Origin of the sequence: Spectribacter hydrogenoxidans (assembly GCF_031846275.1) — a bacterium.
In the GTDB taxonomy this organism is placed as follows: domain Bacteria; phylum Pseudomonadota; class Gammaproteobacteria; order Nevskiales; family Salinisphaeraceae; genus Spectribacter; species Spectribacter hydrogenoxidans.
This window is the reverse complement of record NZ_JAVRIB010000005.1, coordinates 221,203-238,646: the sequence shown is the minus strand read 5'-3', so window position 1 is coordinate 238,646 and position 17,444 is coordinate 221,203. Positions and strand designations below refer to the sequence as shown.

At 66.6% G+C, this 17,444-nt stretch carries 16 protein-coding genes and 1 pseudogene; 8 read left to right on the top strand and 9 right to left on the bottom strand.

What is annotated here, in order from left to right; all coding sequences use genetic code 11:
* The 4 genes and pseudogenes from RM532_RS06745 to RM532_RS06730 all read right to left on the bottom strand — a co-directional run.
* Positions 1-476: pseudogene (locus tag RM532_RS06745) on the bottom strand (alginate export family protein); the annotation flags it as partial.
* Positions 477-769: 293 nt separating this feature from the next.
* Positions 770-1,342, bottom strand: a complete 573-nt coding sequence (locus RM532_RS06740) for an ANTAR domain-containing response regulator (RefSeq protein WP_311652447.1) — start codon at positions 1,340-1,342, stop codon at positions 770-772.
* A gap of 47 nt (positions 1,343-1,389) precedes the next feature.
* Entirely contained in the window at positions 1,390-3,687 is a 2,298-nt protein-coding gene (locus RM532_RS06735) for an efflux RND transporter permease subunit (protein ID WP_311652446.1), read from the bottom strand.
* Between the two features lie 153 nt (positions 3,688-3,840).
* Positions 3,841-4,611, bottom strand: coding sequence for an outer membrane lipoprotein-sorting protein (locus RM532_RS06730; RefSeq protein WP_311652445.1), 771 nt, complete (start codon positions 4,609-4,611; stop codon positions 3,841-3,843).
* Between RM532_RS06730 and RM532_RS06725 the strand changes: the two genes are divergently transcribed.
* From RM532_RS06725 to RM532_RS06715, 3 genes are all read left to right on the top strand, one after another.
* A complete protein-coding gene (locus RM532_RS06725) occupies positions 4,598-5,107 on the top strand; it encodes a hypothetical protein (RefSeq protein WP_311652444.1) in 510 nt (169 codons plus the stop codon). The genes RM532_RS06730 and RM532_RS06725 overlap by 14 nt on opposite strands.
* A gap of 89 nt (positions 5,108-5,196) precedes the next feature.
* Complete coding sequence (locus RM532_RS06720) at positions 5,197-5,826, top strand: DUF4412 domain-containing protein (RefSeq protein ID WP_311652443.1); 630 nt, start codon at positions 5,197-5,199, stop codon at positions 5,824-5,826.
* A 46-nt stretch (positions 5,827-5,872) separates the two neighbouring features.
* Positions 5,873-6,490, top strand: a complete 618-nt coding sequence (locus tag RM532_RS06715) for a glutathione S-transferase N-terminal domain-containing protein (RefSeq protein ID WP_311652442.1) — start codon at positions 5,873-5,875, stop codon at positions 6,488-6,490.
* Here the strand turns inward: RM532_RS06715 and RM532_RS06710 are convergent.
* Complete coding sequence (locus RM532_RS06710) at positions 6,487-8,433, bottom strand: acetoacetate--CoA ligase (protein ID WP_311652441.1); 1,947 nt, start codon at positions 8,431-8,433, stop codon at positions 6,487-6,489. The two genes, RM532_RS06715 and RM532_RS06710, sit on opposite strands and share 4 nt — an antisense overlap.
* Positions 8,434-8,509: 76 nt before the next feature.
* On the opposite strand from RM532_RS06710, the gene RM532_RS06705 reads away from it, so the two are divergent.
* The 5 genes from RM532_RS06705 (at position 8,510) to RM532_RS06685 (ending at position 13,260) form a co-directional block, all read left to right on the top strand.
* A complete protein-coding gene (locus tag RM532_RS06705) occupies positions 8,510-9,481 on the top strand; it encodes a glutathione S-transferase family protein (protein WP_311652439.1) in 972 nt (323 codons plus the stop codon).
* A gap of 31 nt (positions 9,482-9,512) precedes the next feature.
* Complete coding sequence (locus RM532_RS06700) at positions 9,513-11,177, top strand: acetolactate synthase large subunit (protein ID WP_311652437.1); 1,665 nt, start codon at positions 9,513-9,515, stop codon at positions 11,175-11,177.
* 253 nt (positions 11,178-11,430) lie between these two features.
* Complete coding sequence (locus tag RM532_RS06695; RefSeq protein ID WP_311652436.1) at positions 11,431-11,808, top strand: TetR family transcriptional regulator C-terminal domain-containing protein; 378 nt, start codon at positions 11,431-11,433, stop codon at positions 11,806-11,808.
* A gap of 100 nt (positions 11,809-11,908) precedes the next feature.
* Positions 11,909-12,496 (top strand): carboxymuconolactone decarboxylase family protein, encoded by a 588-nt coding sequence (locus RM532_RS06690; protein WP_311652435.1) that lies wholly within the window; start codon positions 11,909-11,911, stop codon positions 12,494-12,496.
* Between the two features lie 77 nt (positions 12,497-12,573).
* On the top strand, positions 12,574-13,260 hold the full coding sequence (locus tag RM532_RS06685; protein WP_311652434.1) for a glutathione S-transferase family protein: 687 nt from the start codon (positions 12,574-12,576) through the stop codon (positions 13,258-13,260).
* A 250-nt stretch (positions 13,261-13,510) separates the two neighbouring features.
* On the opposite strand, the gene RM532_RS06680 is transcribed toward RM532_RS06685, so the two are convergent.
* The 4 genes from RM532_RS06680 to RM532_RS06665 form a co-directional block, all read right to left on the bottom strand.
* On the bottom strand, positions 13,511-14,116 hold the full coding sequence (locus RM532_RS06680) for an HvfX family Cu-binding RiPP maturation protein (protein ID WP_311652433.1): 606 nt from the start codon (positions 14,114-14,116) through the stop codon (positions 13,511-13,513).
* Between the two features lie 71 nt (positions 14,117-14,187).
* Complete coding sequence (locus tag RM532_RS06675; RefSeq protein ID WP_311652432.1) at positions 14,188-15,042, bottom strand: NAD-dependent epimerase/dehydratase family protein; 855 nt, start codon at positions 15,040-15,042, stop codon at positions 14,188-14,190.
* A 5-nt stretch (positions 15,043-15,047) separates the two neighbouring features.
* On the bottom strand, positions 15,048-16,235 hold the full coding sequence (locus RM532_RS06670; protein WP_311652431.1) for a heme biosynthesis HemY N-terminal domain-containing protein: 1,188 nt from the start codon (positions 16,233-16,235) through the stop codon (positions 15,048-15,050).
* Entirely contained in the window at positions 16,236-17,444 is a 1,209-nt protein-coding gene (locus RM532_RS06665; RefSeq protein WP_311652430.1) for a uroporphyrinogen-III C-methyltransferase, read from the bottom strand. It abuts the gene before it with no gap.

The window sequence follows — 17,444 nt, the reverse complement described above, 5'->3', positions numbered from 1 at the left end:
ACCGCATCGAAGGTCTGCTCGTTCTGACGCCAGCCGACGTTGCCCACGAAGCGGGCGTTATCGAGGATCAACCGCTGGCGGCCGATTTTCAGCGTGGTTGCCGGCAGGCCCCGATAACGCAGCCAGGCGCGGTTCATCTGCTCCCCCACGGGATCCGCGATGGTGGCGAAGCCGGTATTGCCGTTGGTGGCAGCCAGGAACGGCGGGCCACTGTTGTAGCCATCATCGCCGCCGACGGCATAGACCCCCTCGAACTCGGCGAAGGCGTCCAGATTCCGCCAGGCGCCGGTGCGGTATCCCAGCCGCGGCCTCAGGGTCAGGGCGTCGGCGTCCTCGCGGCCCTGCTGCTCGGCCTGCTCGTAGCGCAGGTTGAGATGCAGCGAGGCGCGGCCGTCGGTTATCGCGTCGGTCAACGGCCCGGCCCCGGCCGGCATAGCCACAAGGGCCGCCAGAATCATCCATCGTCGTGCTCGCATCCGTGTCATGCCAGACCTCCCGGGCAACAAAAAAGGCGTCCGCCCGAAGCCCGCGGTTAGCGGGAAACGGGCGAACGCCTTTGTTCGCAATCAGATTGTCGTCGCCGCGTGCGGTCCTGGAGGATCGTCGTTGATCCGGACAGCCGCAGGCTCAGGGTGATTCAAGCAGGCTTCATGCCATCGGCATCGGATGTGGGCCGAATGCTGGCAGAAACGGGGTTTTCGGCCAGCATTCGACTTCGTCGTCGAGTGGCGGCGCGGCGACCGTTGCACCGCAACACAGCACGCCGCAGCTAGTCCGCACTACGCTCAAGCACGGACCGGGCCATTTCCACCATCGGCAGACCGCGATCCATGGCGGCCTTGCGGATGCGCCGATAGGCATCCCGTTCGGACAGGCCGTGGCGCTCCATGAGTAGCGACTTGGCCCGGTCGATCACCTTGCGCCCGGCCAGATCGGCCCGGGCTTCGTCGCGTTCCTGGCGCAGGACTTCGGCATCCTGGTACTGGCGCACCGCCACCTCCACCAGCGAGCGCACCAGCGCGGGCGACACCCCTTCCACCACATAGCTGCTCACACCGGCGTCGGCCGCGGCCGCCAGGCTCTGACGGTCATCGCGGGGGGACAGCATCAGCATCGGTTTGGGGTAGCGCTGCCCCAGCATGGCCAGATGCTCCAGCGTGTCGCGTGAGGGCGAATCGGCGTCCACCAGCACCGCATCCGGGGCCATGCGTTCCACCGCTTCGTACAGATCGGGATCGTCGGCGAGAACGCCGACCACGCGAAAGCCTGCCTCCTCCAGCGCCGCGCGCAGGGTGGAGCAGCGCGTCGAGTGTACATCGACGAGAAGTACGCTGAGGCTCATGACACAACCCGGGATTGGTGTCGGGTACCGACCAGTGTCAATGCAAGTTACGTACCGTCATCAGCAGGCGCGTCGCGATCCCCGGTCACCAGCAGCGGCGGCAGGAACAGGAAATCCGCCGCCAGGGCCAGGCCGATGATGATCGCGGTCAACGCGCCCATGTGCACGGTCATGGTGAAGGCGGATAACGTCATCAGCGCGAAGCCGAGCATCAGCACCAGCGATGTCAGGCACAGGGCCACGCCGACGTGAGCGAAGGCGTCGCGCACGGCATCGGCCGGGGACAGACCCTTTTCCAGTCGCGCCAGACGGTATCGGGACAGCAGGTGCACCGAGTCATCCACCACGATGCCCAGGGTGAGGCTGGCCACCACGGATGTGGCCAGGCCGGTTTGGCCGACGGTCAATCCCCAGACGCCGAAGCCCATCGCCAGCGGCGCCAGGTTGGGGACCAGGCTGATCAGGCCCAGCCGCAGGCTGCCAAAGGCCCAGGCCATGACCACGGCGATAAAGACGAACGCCAGCACCGTGCCGGTGAGCATGCTGGCGAAGTTGTGGCGGGCGATGGCGGCGAACATGATGGAAATGCTCGAACCCGGCGTGACCATGTCCCGGGGGAGGTTGGTGCGCATCCAGTCGCGGGCGCGGGCGTCGAGTGTCCGCATCTGCTGATCCGGGATGGGATTGAGCACCACCGCCAGCCGTGCCGCCGACTTGTCGAGGCTGATCAGGTCGTTGATGCCGGTTCCCTGCGGCAGCGACATTTCGTAGACCAGCAGGTACTGCGCAATCAACTGGCGCGAATCGGGGATGCGCGCCGCCGCCGGATCGCCCCCGTTCATGGCCTTGTTGAGCCGGGTCACCAGATCGGTGACCGACACCACGCGGCGAACCTCCGGCTGCTCGCGAAACCATTCGGCCAGCGCCGCGACTCGGCGCAGAAAATCGGGTGCCTGGGCGGCGCCCTCGGCGCCCGCGTGCAGCGGATACTCGATCAGCTGCATGCCGGTGAGTTCGCGGTTGATGAACTCGGTGTCATGGCGGAACTCGATCGACGGGTCGAAGAACTCGACATAGTTATCGCCGAAGCGATTGAGAGGGATGGCCGCCGAGAGTCCGGCAATCACCAGCAGCCCCGCCATCATCAGGGTGCGCCGCCGGGCGATGACCATACGGGCCAGACGGTCCAGCCACCGGCGGCTGAGCCGGCCGGCCCCGGCGCGGGGCGCGGGCAGCACCATCATCGCCGCCGGCAGGAAGGTGATCGACAGCCCCCAGGCCGCTACCACGCCGGTGGCCACGATGTTGCCGAGGTCCCGGAACGGCGGCGAATCCGAGAAGTTCATTGCCAGAAAGCCCAGCGCCGTGGTCAGGCTGGTGAGCAGCACCGGCCGGGCATTGATGCGCAGGGATTCGCGCATGGCCGCCGGCTTGTCACGGCCCTCGGCCAGCGCCCCGGCATAGCCCACCAGCACATGCACCGAATCGGCGATGGCCAGGGTGAGGATGATGATGGCGGCGGCCAGTGACGCGGTGTTGAGCACGACGCCGGCCCAGCCGGCCAGGCCGAAGGCGACGGTCACCGACATCGCCAGCACGCCGAGGGTGGCCACCGTAGTGGTCACCCGCCGGAAGAATACCGCCAGGACCAGGAACATCAGCAGGAAGAACGGCGGATACAGATGCGTAAGGTCCCATCGCACCGAGTCCACCATCGCCTGGTTGAGCATCACCGACCCGGTCAGGTACACGCCCAGCCCCGGGTGCTCGGCCTCCAGCCGGTTACCCAGTTGCCGGACCGCGGTGGTGATCTCGCGGAAGGCGGCTTCCTTGTCGCTGTCCGGCAGGTCGAACACCACCGACACGGCGGTTACGTTGCCGTCCTCGGCCAGCAGGCCGCCGGCGATGCGGTCGTTGTCCAGCGCCCGTTCGCGGGCATCGGCGCGCTGGGGATCGGACAATCGGCCGGGTGGAATCAGCGGTTCCACCACCAGCTCGTCGCCGCGGGCGAAGCTCTGATGGAAATTGACCAGCGAGGTCACGCTACTGGCGTAGGGCAGGGCCCAGGCCGCATCGGTGGCTTCGCGCAGGGCGGCCAGGGTCTCGGCGCTGAATACCTCGCCGCCGGCCGGGGCCAGCGCCATGAACACGTTGTCGCGCCGGTCGAATTTCGCTTCGATGGCCTGGAAGTTCTGCCACTCGGGATTGTCCGGCGAAAAATAGGCGTCGTAGGCCGCGGTGAAGCCCAGACCGGGCAGGCCGGCAGCGGCTGCCAGCGTTGCCGCCACTGCCAGGAGCATGACGCGCCAGGGGTGACCGACTATCCAGCGGAAGGCCGCGGTCATCTGGTGGCTTCAGTGGTCAGTGGGGGCGAGCCGTGCACGGGTGGCTGGTGGCGGCGTCCTCGTTTCGAGTTGCGTGTTTCAGGTTTCGGGTTGGTCATGACGATGCACTGAAACGGACCCGGCTTTCCCGACGCTCGTGACGTTGAAGCACCCTCAGCGGGCGCGTTCCAGCGCATCCACCGAGAAATCGCGGCGCGTGAAACCGTTGTCGAAGGTGATGTCGCGCCAGCGCAGGGTGCTGGTGCCGCCGGTGAGCTGGTTGGTCATGGTCAGTTGGCCGGCTCGCCACTGGCCGTTGGGATACTCCTGGAAGTCGCTGGCCTCCAGCGTCTTGAGATGCTGGCCGGCCTTGTTGAAATACTCCACCCGCAGGGTGCGGTAATGGGCCTGGTCCAGCCAGGCCACCTGCCGGCTGTACACGGCTGTGTCCGGATCCTCCGGGACGCGTTCGAGCACGTACGCTGACTCGCCGTCGAGCGTATCCTCGCGCAGCAGGGTGACATCGAATTTCTCCACCGGCTGGGCGGTGAAGTCGGCATAGGAAAACTCGCTGCCCATGAAGGCCCCGGCGCGGTTGCCGGCGGCGATGCGCTTCACCCGTGACAGGGCTGGCAGGTAAAGCCATTGCTCATCCGGCCGTTGACTGTGAGAGTGGGTCAGCAGTGCGGTACCGGCCACATCCGGTGGATGCTGGATGATCGTGAGACTGCGGCTGCCGTCATCGGTTTCCATGCTGCGGGCGCGGAGCTCGCGACGGGCCTCGTCGCCATCGGCGGTGCGGATCACCATGGTGGCTTCGCCGCGCTGATCGGCATAATCGGCGAAACGGGCTTCGGCGTCGCGGGCAATCTGCATGCCGCGGCCCTCCTCGGCAAGCGCCGCGCCCAGCGGGAACAAAACGGCGATGACAATGAACCAACGCATAGGAATCCCGGAGCGCCACCATGGCGGCTGGTTGAAGATGGCTGCAGAGCAGACACGAAGTCTCGCATGGATGGCGGCGCTCACGCTGCTGATGTCCGGGTGCGCGACGCCGTTGCCGGAGCGGTCTGCCCCGCCCGCCAATACGGTGGCAGTGGCGGAAACCGATGTCGGTCTGGCAGGGCGCCTGAATACCCGGCTGGCCGCACTCGGCTGGGCGCTGGTCCCCTATCAGTCCGGCCAGAGTGCCGGCACGCCGGGCCCGGTACCGGCCGATCTGGCCGACCGCGCCCGCTATCGGCTGGAGCTGCGGGCCGAGGAGGTGGGTGCCTGCGGCAATCTGGAACCCAACTACATCTACGATATCCGGCTGATCGACAACCGCGACGAGTCGATCGCCGCCCGGCGCCATGGCCGCGGTTGCGAGATCGACACCGCCCGCCGCTTCGAGGATCTGCTGCGCCAGCGCAAGCTGGTGCCGTCGGCCGAGGCGGCCTGAGTGGTGATGTCATCGCCATTGCCGGGGTATGGACGGGTTGCTAGCTTGCGGGCATGGACGCACATTGCCGCCCTGATCATCCCCCGACCATGAGCGGCTTCGCACGGTGCTGGCCGGCGCTGTTCCTGGTCCTGCTGGGCATTGGTTCGGCCGCGGCGGATATTCGTGTCCAGGTCAGGGAAACCGTCAACGATGGCGAACCGTCCCATGCGGTGCACTGGTTCGGTGACCAGCGCAGCATGCGCGACGACGGCAACCGCTACATCATCACCCGGCTGGATCTGGGCAAGATCTTCATCGTCAACCGGTTGGCGCAGCAGTACCGGGTGATCCCCCTGCCGGACAGGCCGGCGGAAGAGCCACCGGCTGTCAGTGTCGAACGTACCGACGACGTTCGCGAGATCGAGGGCTGGCCGGCGCGGCGCTACCGCATCGGCGGGGCAGCGGCCGGCGACATGACCATCGACGTCTGGATAAGCGACGAGGTGCCGGTGGACATCGCCGGCTTCCGGCGGCTGATGGTGAATCTGGGCCAGCGGCCGGGATCGGAATGGATGCAGGCCTACCGGCAGATCCCCGGTTTCCCGGTGCTCCAGGAAGTCACGCTGACGCGTCCGGAACTCCGGCTGCACTCGAAAAGCCGAGTGATGTCGATCGAGCAGGCCGAGCCGGCGGCGGATACCTACGACCCGCCCGAGGATTACGAGCAGGTGCCCTGAGCGGGTATCGAGGCCAGTGCCCACGGCGTTACGCTGCGGATACGCTTTGATCCGAGCCCACATTGCCATGCAGCTGTTCGTCTCCCCCACGTCGCCTTTTGCCCGCCTGGTTCGCGTCATCCGGCTGGAAAAGGCGCTTACCGACGAGATCGCCATCGAATGGGTCGACCCCTGGGCCAGCCCCGATCCGCTTACCCGGGCCAATCCCTATTCCCAGGTGCCGGCCCTGAAGCTGGCCGATGGCACCACGATTGTCGACAGCCTGGTCATCGCCAGCTTTCTGGAAAGCCGTTTTCCCGAGCCGGCGCTGATGCCCCCGGCCACCGCAGCCGCCGTGCACCACAAGCTGGGTCTGGGCAAGGTGCTGATCGATGCGGCGGTGGATCTGGTGGTGACCAAGCGCTTTCGTCATCAGCCTGACAGCGATCCGGTCGCCGCCCGCCGCTGGGTGGCCATTGAACGGGCCGTGCCCGTGATTGCCGATGGCGTGACCCCGGTGGAACAACCGGACCTGGGTGATCTCGCCCTGGCGGTGGCGCTGGCCTATCTCGATTTCCGCCTGCCCGACATCGAGTGGCGGGTGACGCAGCCGGGATTGGCCCGCTGGGCGGACGACCTCGGCCAGCGTCCGGCGCTGGCAGAAACCCGGCCGCCGACCGGCTAGCCCGCCAGTTCCGCCCGGTCCCGGAATGCGGCCAGCGCGTCGGGATTGGCCAGGGCGGTGGTGTTGCCCACGTCGCGGCCGTGGATGACCTCGCGCACGGCGAGTTCCGTGATCTTGCCCGAGACGGTGCGGGGGATATCTGGCACCTGGGCAATCACCGCCGGCACATGGCGGGGGCTGACCTGCGCCCGGATGGTGTCACGGATGCGCCGGCGCAGGTCGTCATCCAGGCGTACTCCCTCGCGCAGGCGCACGAACAGGACCACGCGGGTGTCGTCACCGGTCTCCTGGCCCACGCAGACCGATTCCAGCACCTCGTCGATGGTGTCCACCCGGCGATAGATCTCGGCGGTGCCGATCCGCACGCCGCCGGGGTTGAGGGTGGCGTCGGAGCGGCCTTCGATGACCAGCCCGCCGCGCGGGGTCATGCGGGCATAGTCGCCGTGGCTCCACACCCCCGGGAAGGTGTCGAAATAGGCCGCGTGATAGCGGTGGCCGCCGGGGTCGTTCCAGAACCCCACCGGCATCGATGGAAACGGCAGGGCGCAGGTCAGTTCGCCGGTTTCATCGATCACCACCTCGCCCTGCGGATTGCGGATTTCCACCTGCATGCCCAGTCCGGGTCCCTGCAGTTCGCCGCGGTAGACCGGCAGCAGCGGATTGCCCGGGGCGAAGCAGGACACGATGTCGGTGCCGCCGGAGATCGAGCTCAGCTGGATATCGGCCTTCACGTCGCGGTAGACGTAGTCGAAGGAGGCGGGCAGCAGCGGCGAGCCGGTGGACAGCAGCGTGCGCAGCGTGTCCAGGTCATGGCTGGTGCGCGGGGTCAGCCCGGCCTTTTCGCAGGCGGCGATCCATTTGGCGGACGCGCCCAGTACGGTGACGCCGAACTCGTCCACCAGATCCCAGAGCACGCTGCCGTCCGGGTGGAAGGGCGAGCCGTCGTAGAGCACCACCGCGGCATCGACCGCCAACGCGGACACCAGCCAGTTCCACATCATCCAGCCGCAGGTGGTGAAGTAGAGCATGCGGTCGCCGTCACCCAGGTCGGTATGCAGTCGCAGTTCCTTGGCGTGTTGCAGCAGGGTGCCGCCCGCGCCGTGGACAATGCACTTGGGTGCTCCGGTGGTGCCGGACGAGTACAGAATGTAGAGCGGGTGGTCGAAGGGCAGCGACGCGAATCCGATGTCATCGGCCGCCATCGCGAAGTCGTCCCAGGCCACCGCCCGCTCCAGCCCCGCCAGCGACGGCGAGTCGTCCACGTGCGGGACCACCACCACCTGCTCCACCGACGGCAATGCCGCCACAAGCTCGCGAACCCGAGCCAGGCAGTCGAACCGCCGTCCGGCGTAATGGCAGGCATCGGCCACGAACAGCAGCTTCGGTTCGATCTGGCCGAAGCGGTCGAGCACCCCCGGTACACCGAAATCCGGCGAGCAGGACGACCACACCGCCCCGAGGCTCGCCGCCGCCAGCATGGCGATCACGGTCTGCGGGATGTTGGGCAGATAGCCCGCCACCCGGTCACCCGGCACCACCCCGGCGGTGCGCATCCCCGCCGCCATGCGGGCGACCTCGGCGAACAGCTGGCGGCGGGTCCAGGTCTGGCGGGCCCCGATTTCGTCAGCGAACAGGATGGCCGGCCGGTCATCCGGATTCCGCAACAGGTTCTCGGCGAAATTCAGGCGGGCATCGGGGAACCAGCGGGTACCCGGCATGGCCGGCCAGCCCTCGGTCACCCGATCGCCGCGGGTCGTGGCGCGGATGCCGGCGTCGTCCCACACCAGTCGCCAGAACACGTCCGGCTGTTCAAGCGAGAACCGGTGCAGCGAGGGCCAGCCGGTCACTGCCGGGTCGCATTCCCGCCGTACCCGTTCCAGAAACGCCTGCATGTGGCAGCGCTGAACGTCTGCTGCATCCGGGTGCCATAGGGGCTGCGTCATAGTATTGTCCCTGCCTGTCTGTAAACGGGTTGTCGGGGATCCGACCGTAACCATTTTTCAGCACGGTGATAACACGATGGGTTTATTGATCGACGGCGTCTGGCACGACCAGTGGTACGACACCGATTCCACCGGCGGGCGTTTCGAGCGCAACGAGGCCAGTTTCCGTCACTGGATTACCGCCGACGGCCGCCCCGGCCCGTCCGGCGAGGGCGGGTTCGCCGCCGAGCCCGGCCGCTATCATCTGTATGTGTCCCGGGCCTGTCCCTGGGCCCACCGCACCCTGATCTACCGCAAGCTCAAGGGGCTGGAGGACATGATCAGCCTGTCGGTGACCCACTGGTTCATGGGTGACAAGGGCTGGACCTTCGCCGAAGGCCCGGGGGTGGTGCCGGACCCGATCCACGACGCTGACTATATTCACCAGGTCTACCAGGCTGCTGTGCCGGATATGACGGGTCGCTGCACCGTGCCGTTGATATGGGACAAGCAGCGGCAGACCATCGTCACCAACGAATCGGCCGAAATCATCCGCATGTTCAACTCGGCCTTCGACAGCGTGGGCGCAACCCCGGGGGATTACTGCCCGGCGGATCAGCGCGACGAGATCGACGCTCTCAACGAGCGCATCTATCACACCGTCAACAACGGGGTGTACAAGGCCGGTTTCGCCACCACCCAGCAGGCCTACGAGGAAGCCGTGGCGCCACTGTTCGACACGCTGGATTTTCTCGAGGACCGGCTGTCACGCCAGCGCTACCTGTGCGGGGACGCCATCACCGAGGCCGACTGGCGCCTGCTGCCCACGCTGCTGCGCTTCGATCTGGTCTACCACGGCCACTTCAAGTGCAATCGACGCCGCATCGTCGACTACCCCAATCTCTGGGGCTATACCCGCGATCTGTACCAGCAGCCCGGCATCGCCGACACCTGCAACTTCGACCATGCCAAGCGCCACTACTACGAAAGCCACGACACCGTGAATCCCACCCGCATCGTGCCGGTGGGCCCGGACATGGATTTGGACGCTCCGCACGGGCGAGGATGAAACCGCCGCCTGCCGTCCAGGAGTAAAGCCGATGAAAGCGTCCGATCTGATGGTGCAGTGCCTGGAGGCCGAGGGCGTCGAATACGTGTTCGGCGTGCCGGGCGAGGAGAACGCGGATTTCATGATCTCGCTGGCGGCGTCCGAGCGCATCCGTTTCATTCTCACCCGCCACGAGCAGGGCGCGGCCTTCATGGCCGAGGCCTATGGACGGCTCACTGGCCACCCAGCGGCCTGCCTGGGCACCCTGGGGCCGGGCGCGACTAATCTCATCACCGGCGTGGCTGACGCCAACATGGACCGGGCGCCGCTGATCGTGCTCACCGGTCAGGGGGCGACCTCGCGGTTGCACAAGGAATCCCACCAGATCATGGATGTGGTGGAGATGTTCTCGCCGGTCACCAAATGGGCCACCACGGTTTATCGCGCCGACACCCTGCCCGAAATCATGCGCAAGGCGGTGCGGCTGGCGCGCATGGAAAAGCCCGGTGCCACCCTCGTCGAGCTGCCCGAGGACGTGGCCAAAGAGGACACGGGCGCTGCGCCGCTGGCGCCCCGCCGCTTTCGCCGCGCGGTGATCGACGACAAGATCGCCGACCGGGCCTTCGAGTTGCTGGCCCGAGCCCGGCGGCCGGTGATCCTGGCTGGCAACGGGGCCATCCGCCGGCGGGCCTCGAAGCAGTTGCGCCGCTTGTGCGAGGCCACCGGCATCGGCGTGCTCAACACCTTCATGGCCAAGGGCGCGGTGGATATGGACGCCGACTACTGCCTGTACACCGTGGGACTGGGCAGCAAGGACCTGCCCACCCTGGCCATCGATGAGTCGGACCTGGTGATCACGTTGGGCTTCGACATGGCCGAATACCATCCCCACCTGTGGAATCCGAACCGCGACAAGTGCATCGTGCATGCCGATTTCCTGCCAGCGGAAATCGACGAGCACTATCACCCGGACGTGGAACTGGTGGGCGATCTCGCCCACACCCTTTGGATGCTCAACGAGCGCATCGCCGCGCGCGGCCTGCCCGCCTACGACCTTGCCTACCAGGCCGACCTGCGCCTGCAGATGCAGGCGGAATTCGCCGAGCATGCCGAGGACGACACCCGCGGCACCATCCGGCCGCAAAAGATGCTCTGGGATATCCGGCGGTTGCTGAGGCCCGAGGACATTGTGCTGTCAGATGTCGGGGCTCACAAGATGTGGATTGCCCGCCATTACCACTGTCATGAGCCCAACACCTGCCTGATTCCGAACGGCTTCTGCAGCATGGGCTCGGCCCTGCCCGGGGCGATTGGTGCGCACCTGGTGTTTCCGCAGCGACGGATCCTGGGCATTGCCGGCGACGGCGGTTTTCTCATGAATGTGCAGGAAATGGAAACCGCCCGGCGGCTGGACGCCGACATCACCATGCTGGTGTGGGAGGATCACGAATACGGTCTGATTGCATGGAAGCAGGAAAACGAGTTCGGCCGCCACACCGATCTTGCTTTCGCCAACCCGGATTGGCTGCGGTTGGCCACTGCTTTCGGGTGGCAAGGTCACCGCGTCGACGCCAGCCGGGATTTCGCATCCGTCATGGAACGGGCCCTGGCCGAGCGGGGACCCAGCCTGGTGGTTGCACCCGTGGACTACCGCGAGAACCGCCGGCTCACCGAGCGACTCGGCGATATGTTCGAGCCCGGCCTGATCGGCAGCTGATCGAATCTGACTCGCGGTTTGCATCATGGACTGATCGGTCCTGAAATGCTGGCATGCAGGGTCGACCACGCAGCTTCGACGAGGAACAGGCGCTGGAAGCGGCTATGCAGTGTTTCTGGACGCATGGCTATCGGGCCACCCCGTTTGCAGACATTGTTGCAGGCGACCGAAGAGCAGCCTGTACGGCTCCTTCGGGGGCAAGGATCGTGTGTTCGCTCGCTGTCTGGCGTGTTACCAGCGCGGGATGGTTGCCGTGCTGGAAGATCATCTGGCGAACGCCGATAGTGGCCGTGCGTTCATCGAAGTCGTGCTGGAAGGGTTGGCGGCGGAGGCGGTCGAGCCCGCGCCGCGCGGGTGCCTGGCCATGAACTCCGCCAACGAGCTCGGCGCCGCGGTACCGACGCTGTCAAGCGAGGTCAGCCACTGTTTCGCCAGCGTCACGCGAGTCTTTCACCGTGCCATGATCCTGGGCCAGACGGACGGCAGCATTGGCCGGGCTCGGGATGCCGATGATCTGGCGAGGTATCTGGTCGCTCACATCGGCGGCGTGCGCAACCTGATCAGGGGCGGCGCAGCCGATCCCGATCAGGTGCGCCGCCTCAACGTGATCACGCTGGAGGCGCTGGCGTGAAACTTTTGCTTTTTTTATGGACCGCCTGGTCCATAACGGTCGGGCTGATCACCACCCGCGGTCGACACGGCAGAACAGCCACAACCAAGGAGACATCGTCATGACAGCGGAATACCAACTCTCTCTCGATCTGGTCGACCCCGACAACACTAACGAGCGGGCGAAGGGGCTGCTGGGCGACGCCAAATCCAATCTGGGATTTGTGCCCAACATGTATGCCGGCATGGCCAACGCGCCGGGGCTGCTGGATACCTACCTGCACGGTTACAAGCTATTCCGCGAGGAAAGCGGCTTCGAACCGGCGGAGCAGGAAGTGGTGTTCCTGACCATCAGTTACGACAACGGCTGCCACTACTGCATGGCCGCGCACAGCATGATTGCGGACAAGGCGTCCGGCGTGCCCGAGGCGGTCACCGAGGCCATCCGCGCCGGCAAGCCGATTGCCGACGAGAAGCTGGCCGCACTCGCCGGGTTCACCCGTCGCATGGTGAACACGGGCGGCAAGCCCGCCAATGCCGATGTCCGGGCGTTTCTGAATGCCGGCTACAGCGAACGCCATATTCTGGAAATCATTCTGGCGATCGCGGTGAAGACCCTCAGCAACTATTCCAACCACGTCTTCCATACCCCGGTGGACGAGGTGTTTGCCGCTTACAAGTGGTCGCCCGCGGACGCTCGCGCGGCCTGATCGGCTGTTAGTCATGCCGGCGCCGGACAGATCCGGCGCCGGCCCGCCCGACGCCCTTCCGAAACAGGATGCATTGAATGATCGATCTCTACACCTCCGCCACGCCCAACGGTTGGAAAGCCTCCATTGCCCTGGAAGAACTCGGACTCGACTACGAGTTGCACCCGATCAGCTTGAGCAACGGTGAGCAGAAGCAGCACTGGTATCTCGAACTCAACCCGAACGGCCGCATTCCCACCATCGTCGATCACGACGAGGACAATTACGTGGTGTTCGAGTCCGGGGCCATCCTGGAATACCTGGCCGAGAAGACCGGGCAACTCATGCCCACCGACCGCAAGGGCCGCTTCGAGGTGATCCAGTGGTTGATGTTCCAGATGGGCGGGGTCGGCCCGATGCAGGGCCAGGCCAATGTGTTCTACCGCTATGCCGCGGAAAAGATCCCCTATGCGATCGAGCGCTATCAGACGGAAACCAAGCGCCTTTACCGCGTGCTGGACAAGCGGCTGGAACACCGGGAGTACCTGGCCGGCGAATATTCCATTGCCGATATCGCCAACTGGGCCTGGGTGTCCATCCACTTCTGGGCCGGTGTGGATGTCGATGATCTGCCCCACCTGCAGCGGTGGATCAAGGCAATCGGCGCACGGCCGGCGGTGCAGCGGGGCATCGAAGTGCCGGAAAAGGTGGAGTTCGACCTCAGCGACGCTGACAGGTCCGCGGCCAGCGGGGCATCGATCCTGGTCAGCGCGGACGATCGCTGATCAGAAGGACCGCTGGGCCAACACGGTGGCGGGCCGGTGGTGCAGCCAGCCCGGCTGTCACCGGCCCGCTCAGGTATCGCGGAGCGATTTCTTCCAGCGGTGCAGCCGGGGCTTGAGCGCGTCGAGTGGCTGCCAGCTCTCGGCCAGTACGGTGGCCTGGCCGGCGTGATAGCCGACCCATTACTTCTGAATCGGTGAAATCTGCGTAATCTGCGGATCCCTCTTCCGTCCGTATTCTCGGGCGGTTCTCTCAGACGGCTTGGCGGCCAGCGGCCCCGCGTGCCGCCCAGTAGTCGACGCTGAGATAGCGCCCGGCCCCGGTGAAGAACAGGCTCAGCAGCATGATGAAGTAGGTGGCCGCCATCTGGATGCCGTTGTTGAGGATCACGAACTTGCCCTGTTCGGTCAGCCAGTCGTAGTTGCCATGCTCCTTGAGGATGGCACGGCCCTGCTCGGCGCGTTTGGCGGCCTGCTGCGCATCCTCGCAGTTGAACAGGCAGAACATCGGGTCGGCGATGGTCTGCCAGCCGTGTTCCCAGTGCACCGCGAAGGCGGCGACCAGCATGGTTACCATCAGCGGAATCGCCAGCCAGCGCACGGCTAGCCCGATCAACAGGGTAATGGCGCCGATCACTTCCGTAGCGGTGGCGAGAAATGCCATCAGCCAGGGAAACGGCAGGCCCAGCCCCCACTCGAGGTTGCCGAACCAGTTAACCGTGTTGTCGAAGTTGTTCACCTTGTTCATCCCCGCCAGCCAGAACACCGGTGCCAGGTAAAGGCGCAGGGCCAGCGGCGCCAGGAAGTCGAGCGCACGGGTCTTGTCCAGCAGGTGCTGGGCTGCGAGAAGTAGTTGCATGGGTCGCCTGAGGTTTGTCGAATCCAGGTAAGCGACCGGCCGCCGTGGGATTCGATTGCGGGGGCGACGCCTCAGTCGTCCGGGGACAGGCTCGCGTCCAGCCCGGCCACCAGGTCCGGGTATTGCAGCGTCAGACCGAGCTGCTCGCGCAGGCGGCGGTTGTCCAGGCGGCGGGATTCGCGCAGGAACGACAGGCGCATGTCGCTCCAGTCGCGTTCCGCATCGGCACGGCTGATGGTGGGCGGGGCCGGCAGGCCCAGGCGCTGGGCGATGGCCCGGTACGCGGCACCCATTGGGGTCGGCTGGCCGTCGGTGGCATTGTAGATGGCGCGGTCCGGACCCCGTTCGGCGGCGGCCATGGCGGCTGAGGCCAGATCATCGATGTGGATGCGGTTGGTCCAGGGGCTGTCCGCATCCGCCAGCACCGGTTCGCCGCGGCGTACCCGTTCCACCGGCAGCCGGCCCGGCCCGTAGATGCCGGGGGCACGGAGAATGGCCACCGGGCCCGGCCACCCGGACAGCCGGGCTTCGGCGGCGGCGCGACGTCGGGCGCGGTCGGTCTGGGGGTTGATCGGCCGGTCCTCGGTTACCCAGTCGCCCCCGCAGTCGCCGTACACGCCGCTGGTGCCGATGTAGACCACTCGCCGGGGTGGCCGCTCGGTGTAGGCGGTCAGGACGGCGGCTAGCCTCGGGTCATCGTCGCCGGTTCGTGGCGGCGGGGCGAAGTGGAACAGGATATCGGCGTCGGGCAGATCGGGATCGGGCTGGTCGAGATCAAGCGCCTGTGCTGCGATACCGGCGCTGGCAAGATGATCGGCACTGTCGGTGCTGCGCACTATGCCGGTGACCTGCCAGCGGCGGGCCGCAGCCAGCCTGGCGACCCGCTGCCCGGTGTTGCCGCAGCCGATGATCACGGCACGGGTCACGGCGACTAGCGGGTGCTGCCCAGTACGGCTTCCAGCCCCTGGCGGAATGCCTGGCGGGCTTCCTCGTCCTGGTCGATTTCCTCGAACAGCCGGCCGAGTTCCAGCAACGCTGACGGCCGGTTGGCCCCGCGCAGGCTGCTTTCCAGATAGCTGCGCGCCCGACCCCAGAGCCGGTTGCGCAGGCACAGGCGGCCGGCCACCAGCAGCAGTTCCGGTTCGTCGCCGTACTGCTTGAGCCAGGCCTCCACCGTGGCCAGCTGGGCGGTGCGGTTATCGCTGGCGATATCGCCGAACGCCAGCGCCAGGCCGGCGTCCCACTGGGTGCGCAGAGTGGCCCGGATCAGGTCGGCGGCTGCTACCGGCGCGCCGGCCTCGATAAGCTTGTGCACGTACACCACCTGCACTGCAGGGTTGCGCCGCAGCTCGCGCGGCACCTGTTTCCAGGTTTCCGGCAGGGTGTCGGCATTGGCGTCGGTCTGGCGCAGCAGATCGCTCCAGGCCCTGACCGCCAGATTCTTGCGCGTCTGGTCGGAGAGCAGGTGCTGCTTGCGCAGCACGGGCAGCAGTTCGCGCAGCTGCGCCCAGTCACCCATACGTTCGCTCAGGCGGGCGAGCAGGACCAGGCCGTGACCGTGGGTGGGTTCGATCTCCCGCAGCCGGGTCAGCGTGGCCAGGGCTTCGGCGTCCTGGCCCTGTTCCATCTGCAACTCGGCCTGGGTCAGCAGGATGGCCAGCTCCGAGCTGCCCCGCCGGGCGGCGGCCTGCTCCAGGTAGCGGTCGCGTCGGTCGGGTGCCTGCAGATGCTGGGCACAACGGGCCGCGCCGAGGTAGTTGAGGATGGGGTTGTCCTGGCGCTCGGCCAGTTTCGCGAGTTCGTTCTCGGCGTCCACCCAGCGGCCCTCGAACAGCTTGAGCAACCCCTGATATAACGACTTGCGTGCCTTGCGTTCGCCGCGCCGGGCCAGCAACTCGCGCAGGTTGCGGGGCAGCAGGGCGCCGGTTACCGCCAGCCGCCACAGCAGCAGTGCGGTGTACATGCCTGCCACCAGCACGGCCAGAAAGAAGAACAGGGAGGTTTCCAGGCGCCAGTCCGCGTAGGCGATCTGCACGTAACCGTTGTGCTCGCGGAAGACCAGCGCCAGTCCGACGCCGGCAACCAGGAAGATGAAGAAGAACAGCAGCAGGCGTCGCATTTATTCGTTGCCGTTGTTGCCGGACGCGTTCGGGTCCGGGTTGCCGCTCAGCCGCTTCTGGGCCTGTTCGCGCAGGAAGGCGCGCATGGCCACCAGGCTGGCGCTGATGTCGGGTGCCTGCCAGTCGATACCGGCCTTGCTGATGCCGTTGAGCTGTTCCAGCGCGCCAGCGACGCCGGCGGCGTCGGTGTCGAAATAGGTCTGCAGCCACTTGCGGGCACTGTCCAGATTCTGGCGGTACACCTCGCCCTGGCGCTGCAACAGGGCCAGCCGCGCGGACTGCAGCTTCAGCGTCAGGTTCTGGTGGAGGAAATAAGCCTCGTCGGGCGGCATCAGTGGCTGATGCGGCTCGTCGCTGCGGCGGATGGTGAACATCCCCTCCAGCGCGGTGCCCAGGGAATCCACGAAGTGCTGCCAGCCGGGGGCGTCGATCAGGGCGTCGGGGCCGGGGCCCTCGGCCTCGTAGTTCTGCGGCACTTCGGATTTCAGGACCAGGTCCGGCACCTGCTCGACCAGGCTGGACAGCGTCAGTGCCATGCCCTCGATATCCGGATCGGGCAGCGCATTGAGCGCGGCGATTTCATCCACCACCTGTTCGCGGATATCGAACAGCCGTGGATCGCCGAGATTGCCGATATGACGGCTGGCCAGCTCCAGCGCACGGCGGGCGCCGGCGGCGTCGCGATGCAGCAGCAGGCGCTCGTTGGCGGCCGCCAGCAGGCTCTCGATTTCCAGCAGTTTCCAGCGCCGCGTGCCGCCCTCGATGCGCTCGATCAACTCACCCATCTGTACCCGGGTGTCGTCCAGGCCCTGCTGTAGTTCGGCGATGTCGTCGCTCTGCGAGCTTACCGAGCCGGTGGTGTCCTCGAGTGACGATTCCAACTGCCGCAGGCGCGGCATCAGATCGTCCTGCACGGTGGTTTCCAGGCTCTGTTCCACCGTGGCCATTCGGTCGTCGAGTTCGTCGGCCCGTTGCTGGCCCAGCCAAGCCAGTCCGGCCACGCCGCCGGCGGCAGCCAGGGCCAGCAGCAGGGCGAGCACGGCCAGTACCGCGGCGGCCCGGCCGCCGCGGCGCGGTTTCCCGGTCGCCGGCGCTGCGGTGGTTTCCGCTGCCCCGGTCTCGGCGGTGTCGTCCGTGGTCTCGGCCGGCTCGACGTCGGCTGTTTCGGCCTCGCGGGCCGGTTCGTCCGGTCGTTGGGACTCGGTCAT

Coding starts and splice junctions, on each gene's coding strand:
- RM532_RS06710 (WP_311652441.1), bottom strand. CDS start 8,433: ATGACGCAGCCCCTATGGCACCCGGATGCAGCAGACGTTCAGCGCTGC.
- RM532_RS06735 (WP_311652446.1), bottom strand. CDS start 3,687: ATGACCGCGGCCTTCCGCTGGATAGTCGGTCACCCCTGGCGCGTCATG.
- RM532_RS06740 (WP_311652447.1), bottom strand. CDS start 1,342: ATGAGCCTCAGCGTACTTCTCGTCGATGTACACTCGACGCGCTGCTCC.
- RM532_RS06680 (WP_311652433.1), bottom strand. CDS start 14,116: ATGCAACTACTTCTCGCAGCCCAGCACCTGCTGGACAAGACCCGTGCG.
- RM532_RS06700 (WP_311652437.1), top strand. CDS start 9,513: ATGAAAGCGTCCGATCTGATGGTGCAGTGCCTGGAGGCCGAGGGCGTC.
- RM532_RS06690 (WP_311652435.1), top strand. CDS start 11,909: ATGACAGCGGAATACCAACTCTCTCTCGATCTGGTCGACCCCGACAAC.
- RM532_RS06730 (WP_311652445.1), bottom strand. CDS start 4,611: ATGCGTTGGTTCATTGTCATCGCCGTTTTGTTCCCGCTGGGCGCGGCG.
- RM532_RS06665 (WP_311652430.1), bottom strand. CDS start 17,444: ATGACCGAGTCCCAACGACCGGACGAACCGGCCCGCGAGGCCGAAACA.
- RM532_RS06720 (WP_311652443.1), top strand. CDS start 5,197: ATGAGCGGCTTCGCACGGTGCTGGCCGGCGCTGTTCCTGGTCCTGCTG.
- RM532_RS06725 (WP_311652444.1), top strand. CDS start 4,598: ATGAACCAACGCATAGGAATCCCGGAGCGCCACCATGGCGGCTGGTTG.
- RM532_RS06685 (WP_311652434.1), top strand. CDS start 12,574: ATGATCGATCTCTACACCTCCGCCACGCCCAACGGTTGGAAAGCCTCC.
- RM532_RS06705 (WP_311652439.1), top strand. CDS start 8,510: ATGGGTTTATTGATCGACGGCGTCTGGCACGACCAGTGGTACGACACC.
- RM532_RS06670 (WP_311652431.1), bottom strand. CDS start 16,235: ATGCGACGCCTGCTGCTGTTCTTCTTCATCTTCCTGGTTGCCGGCGTC.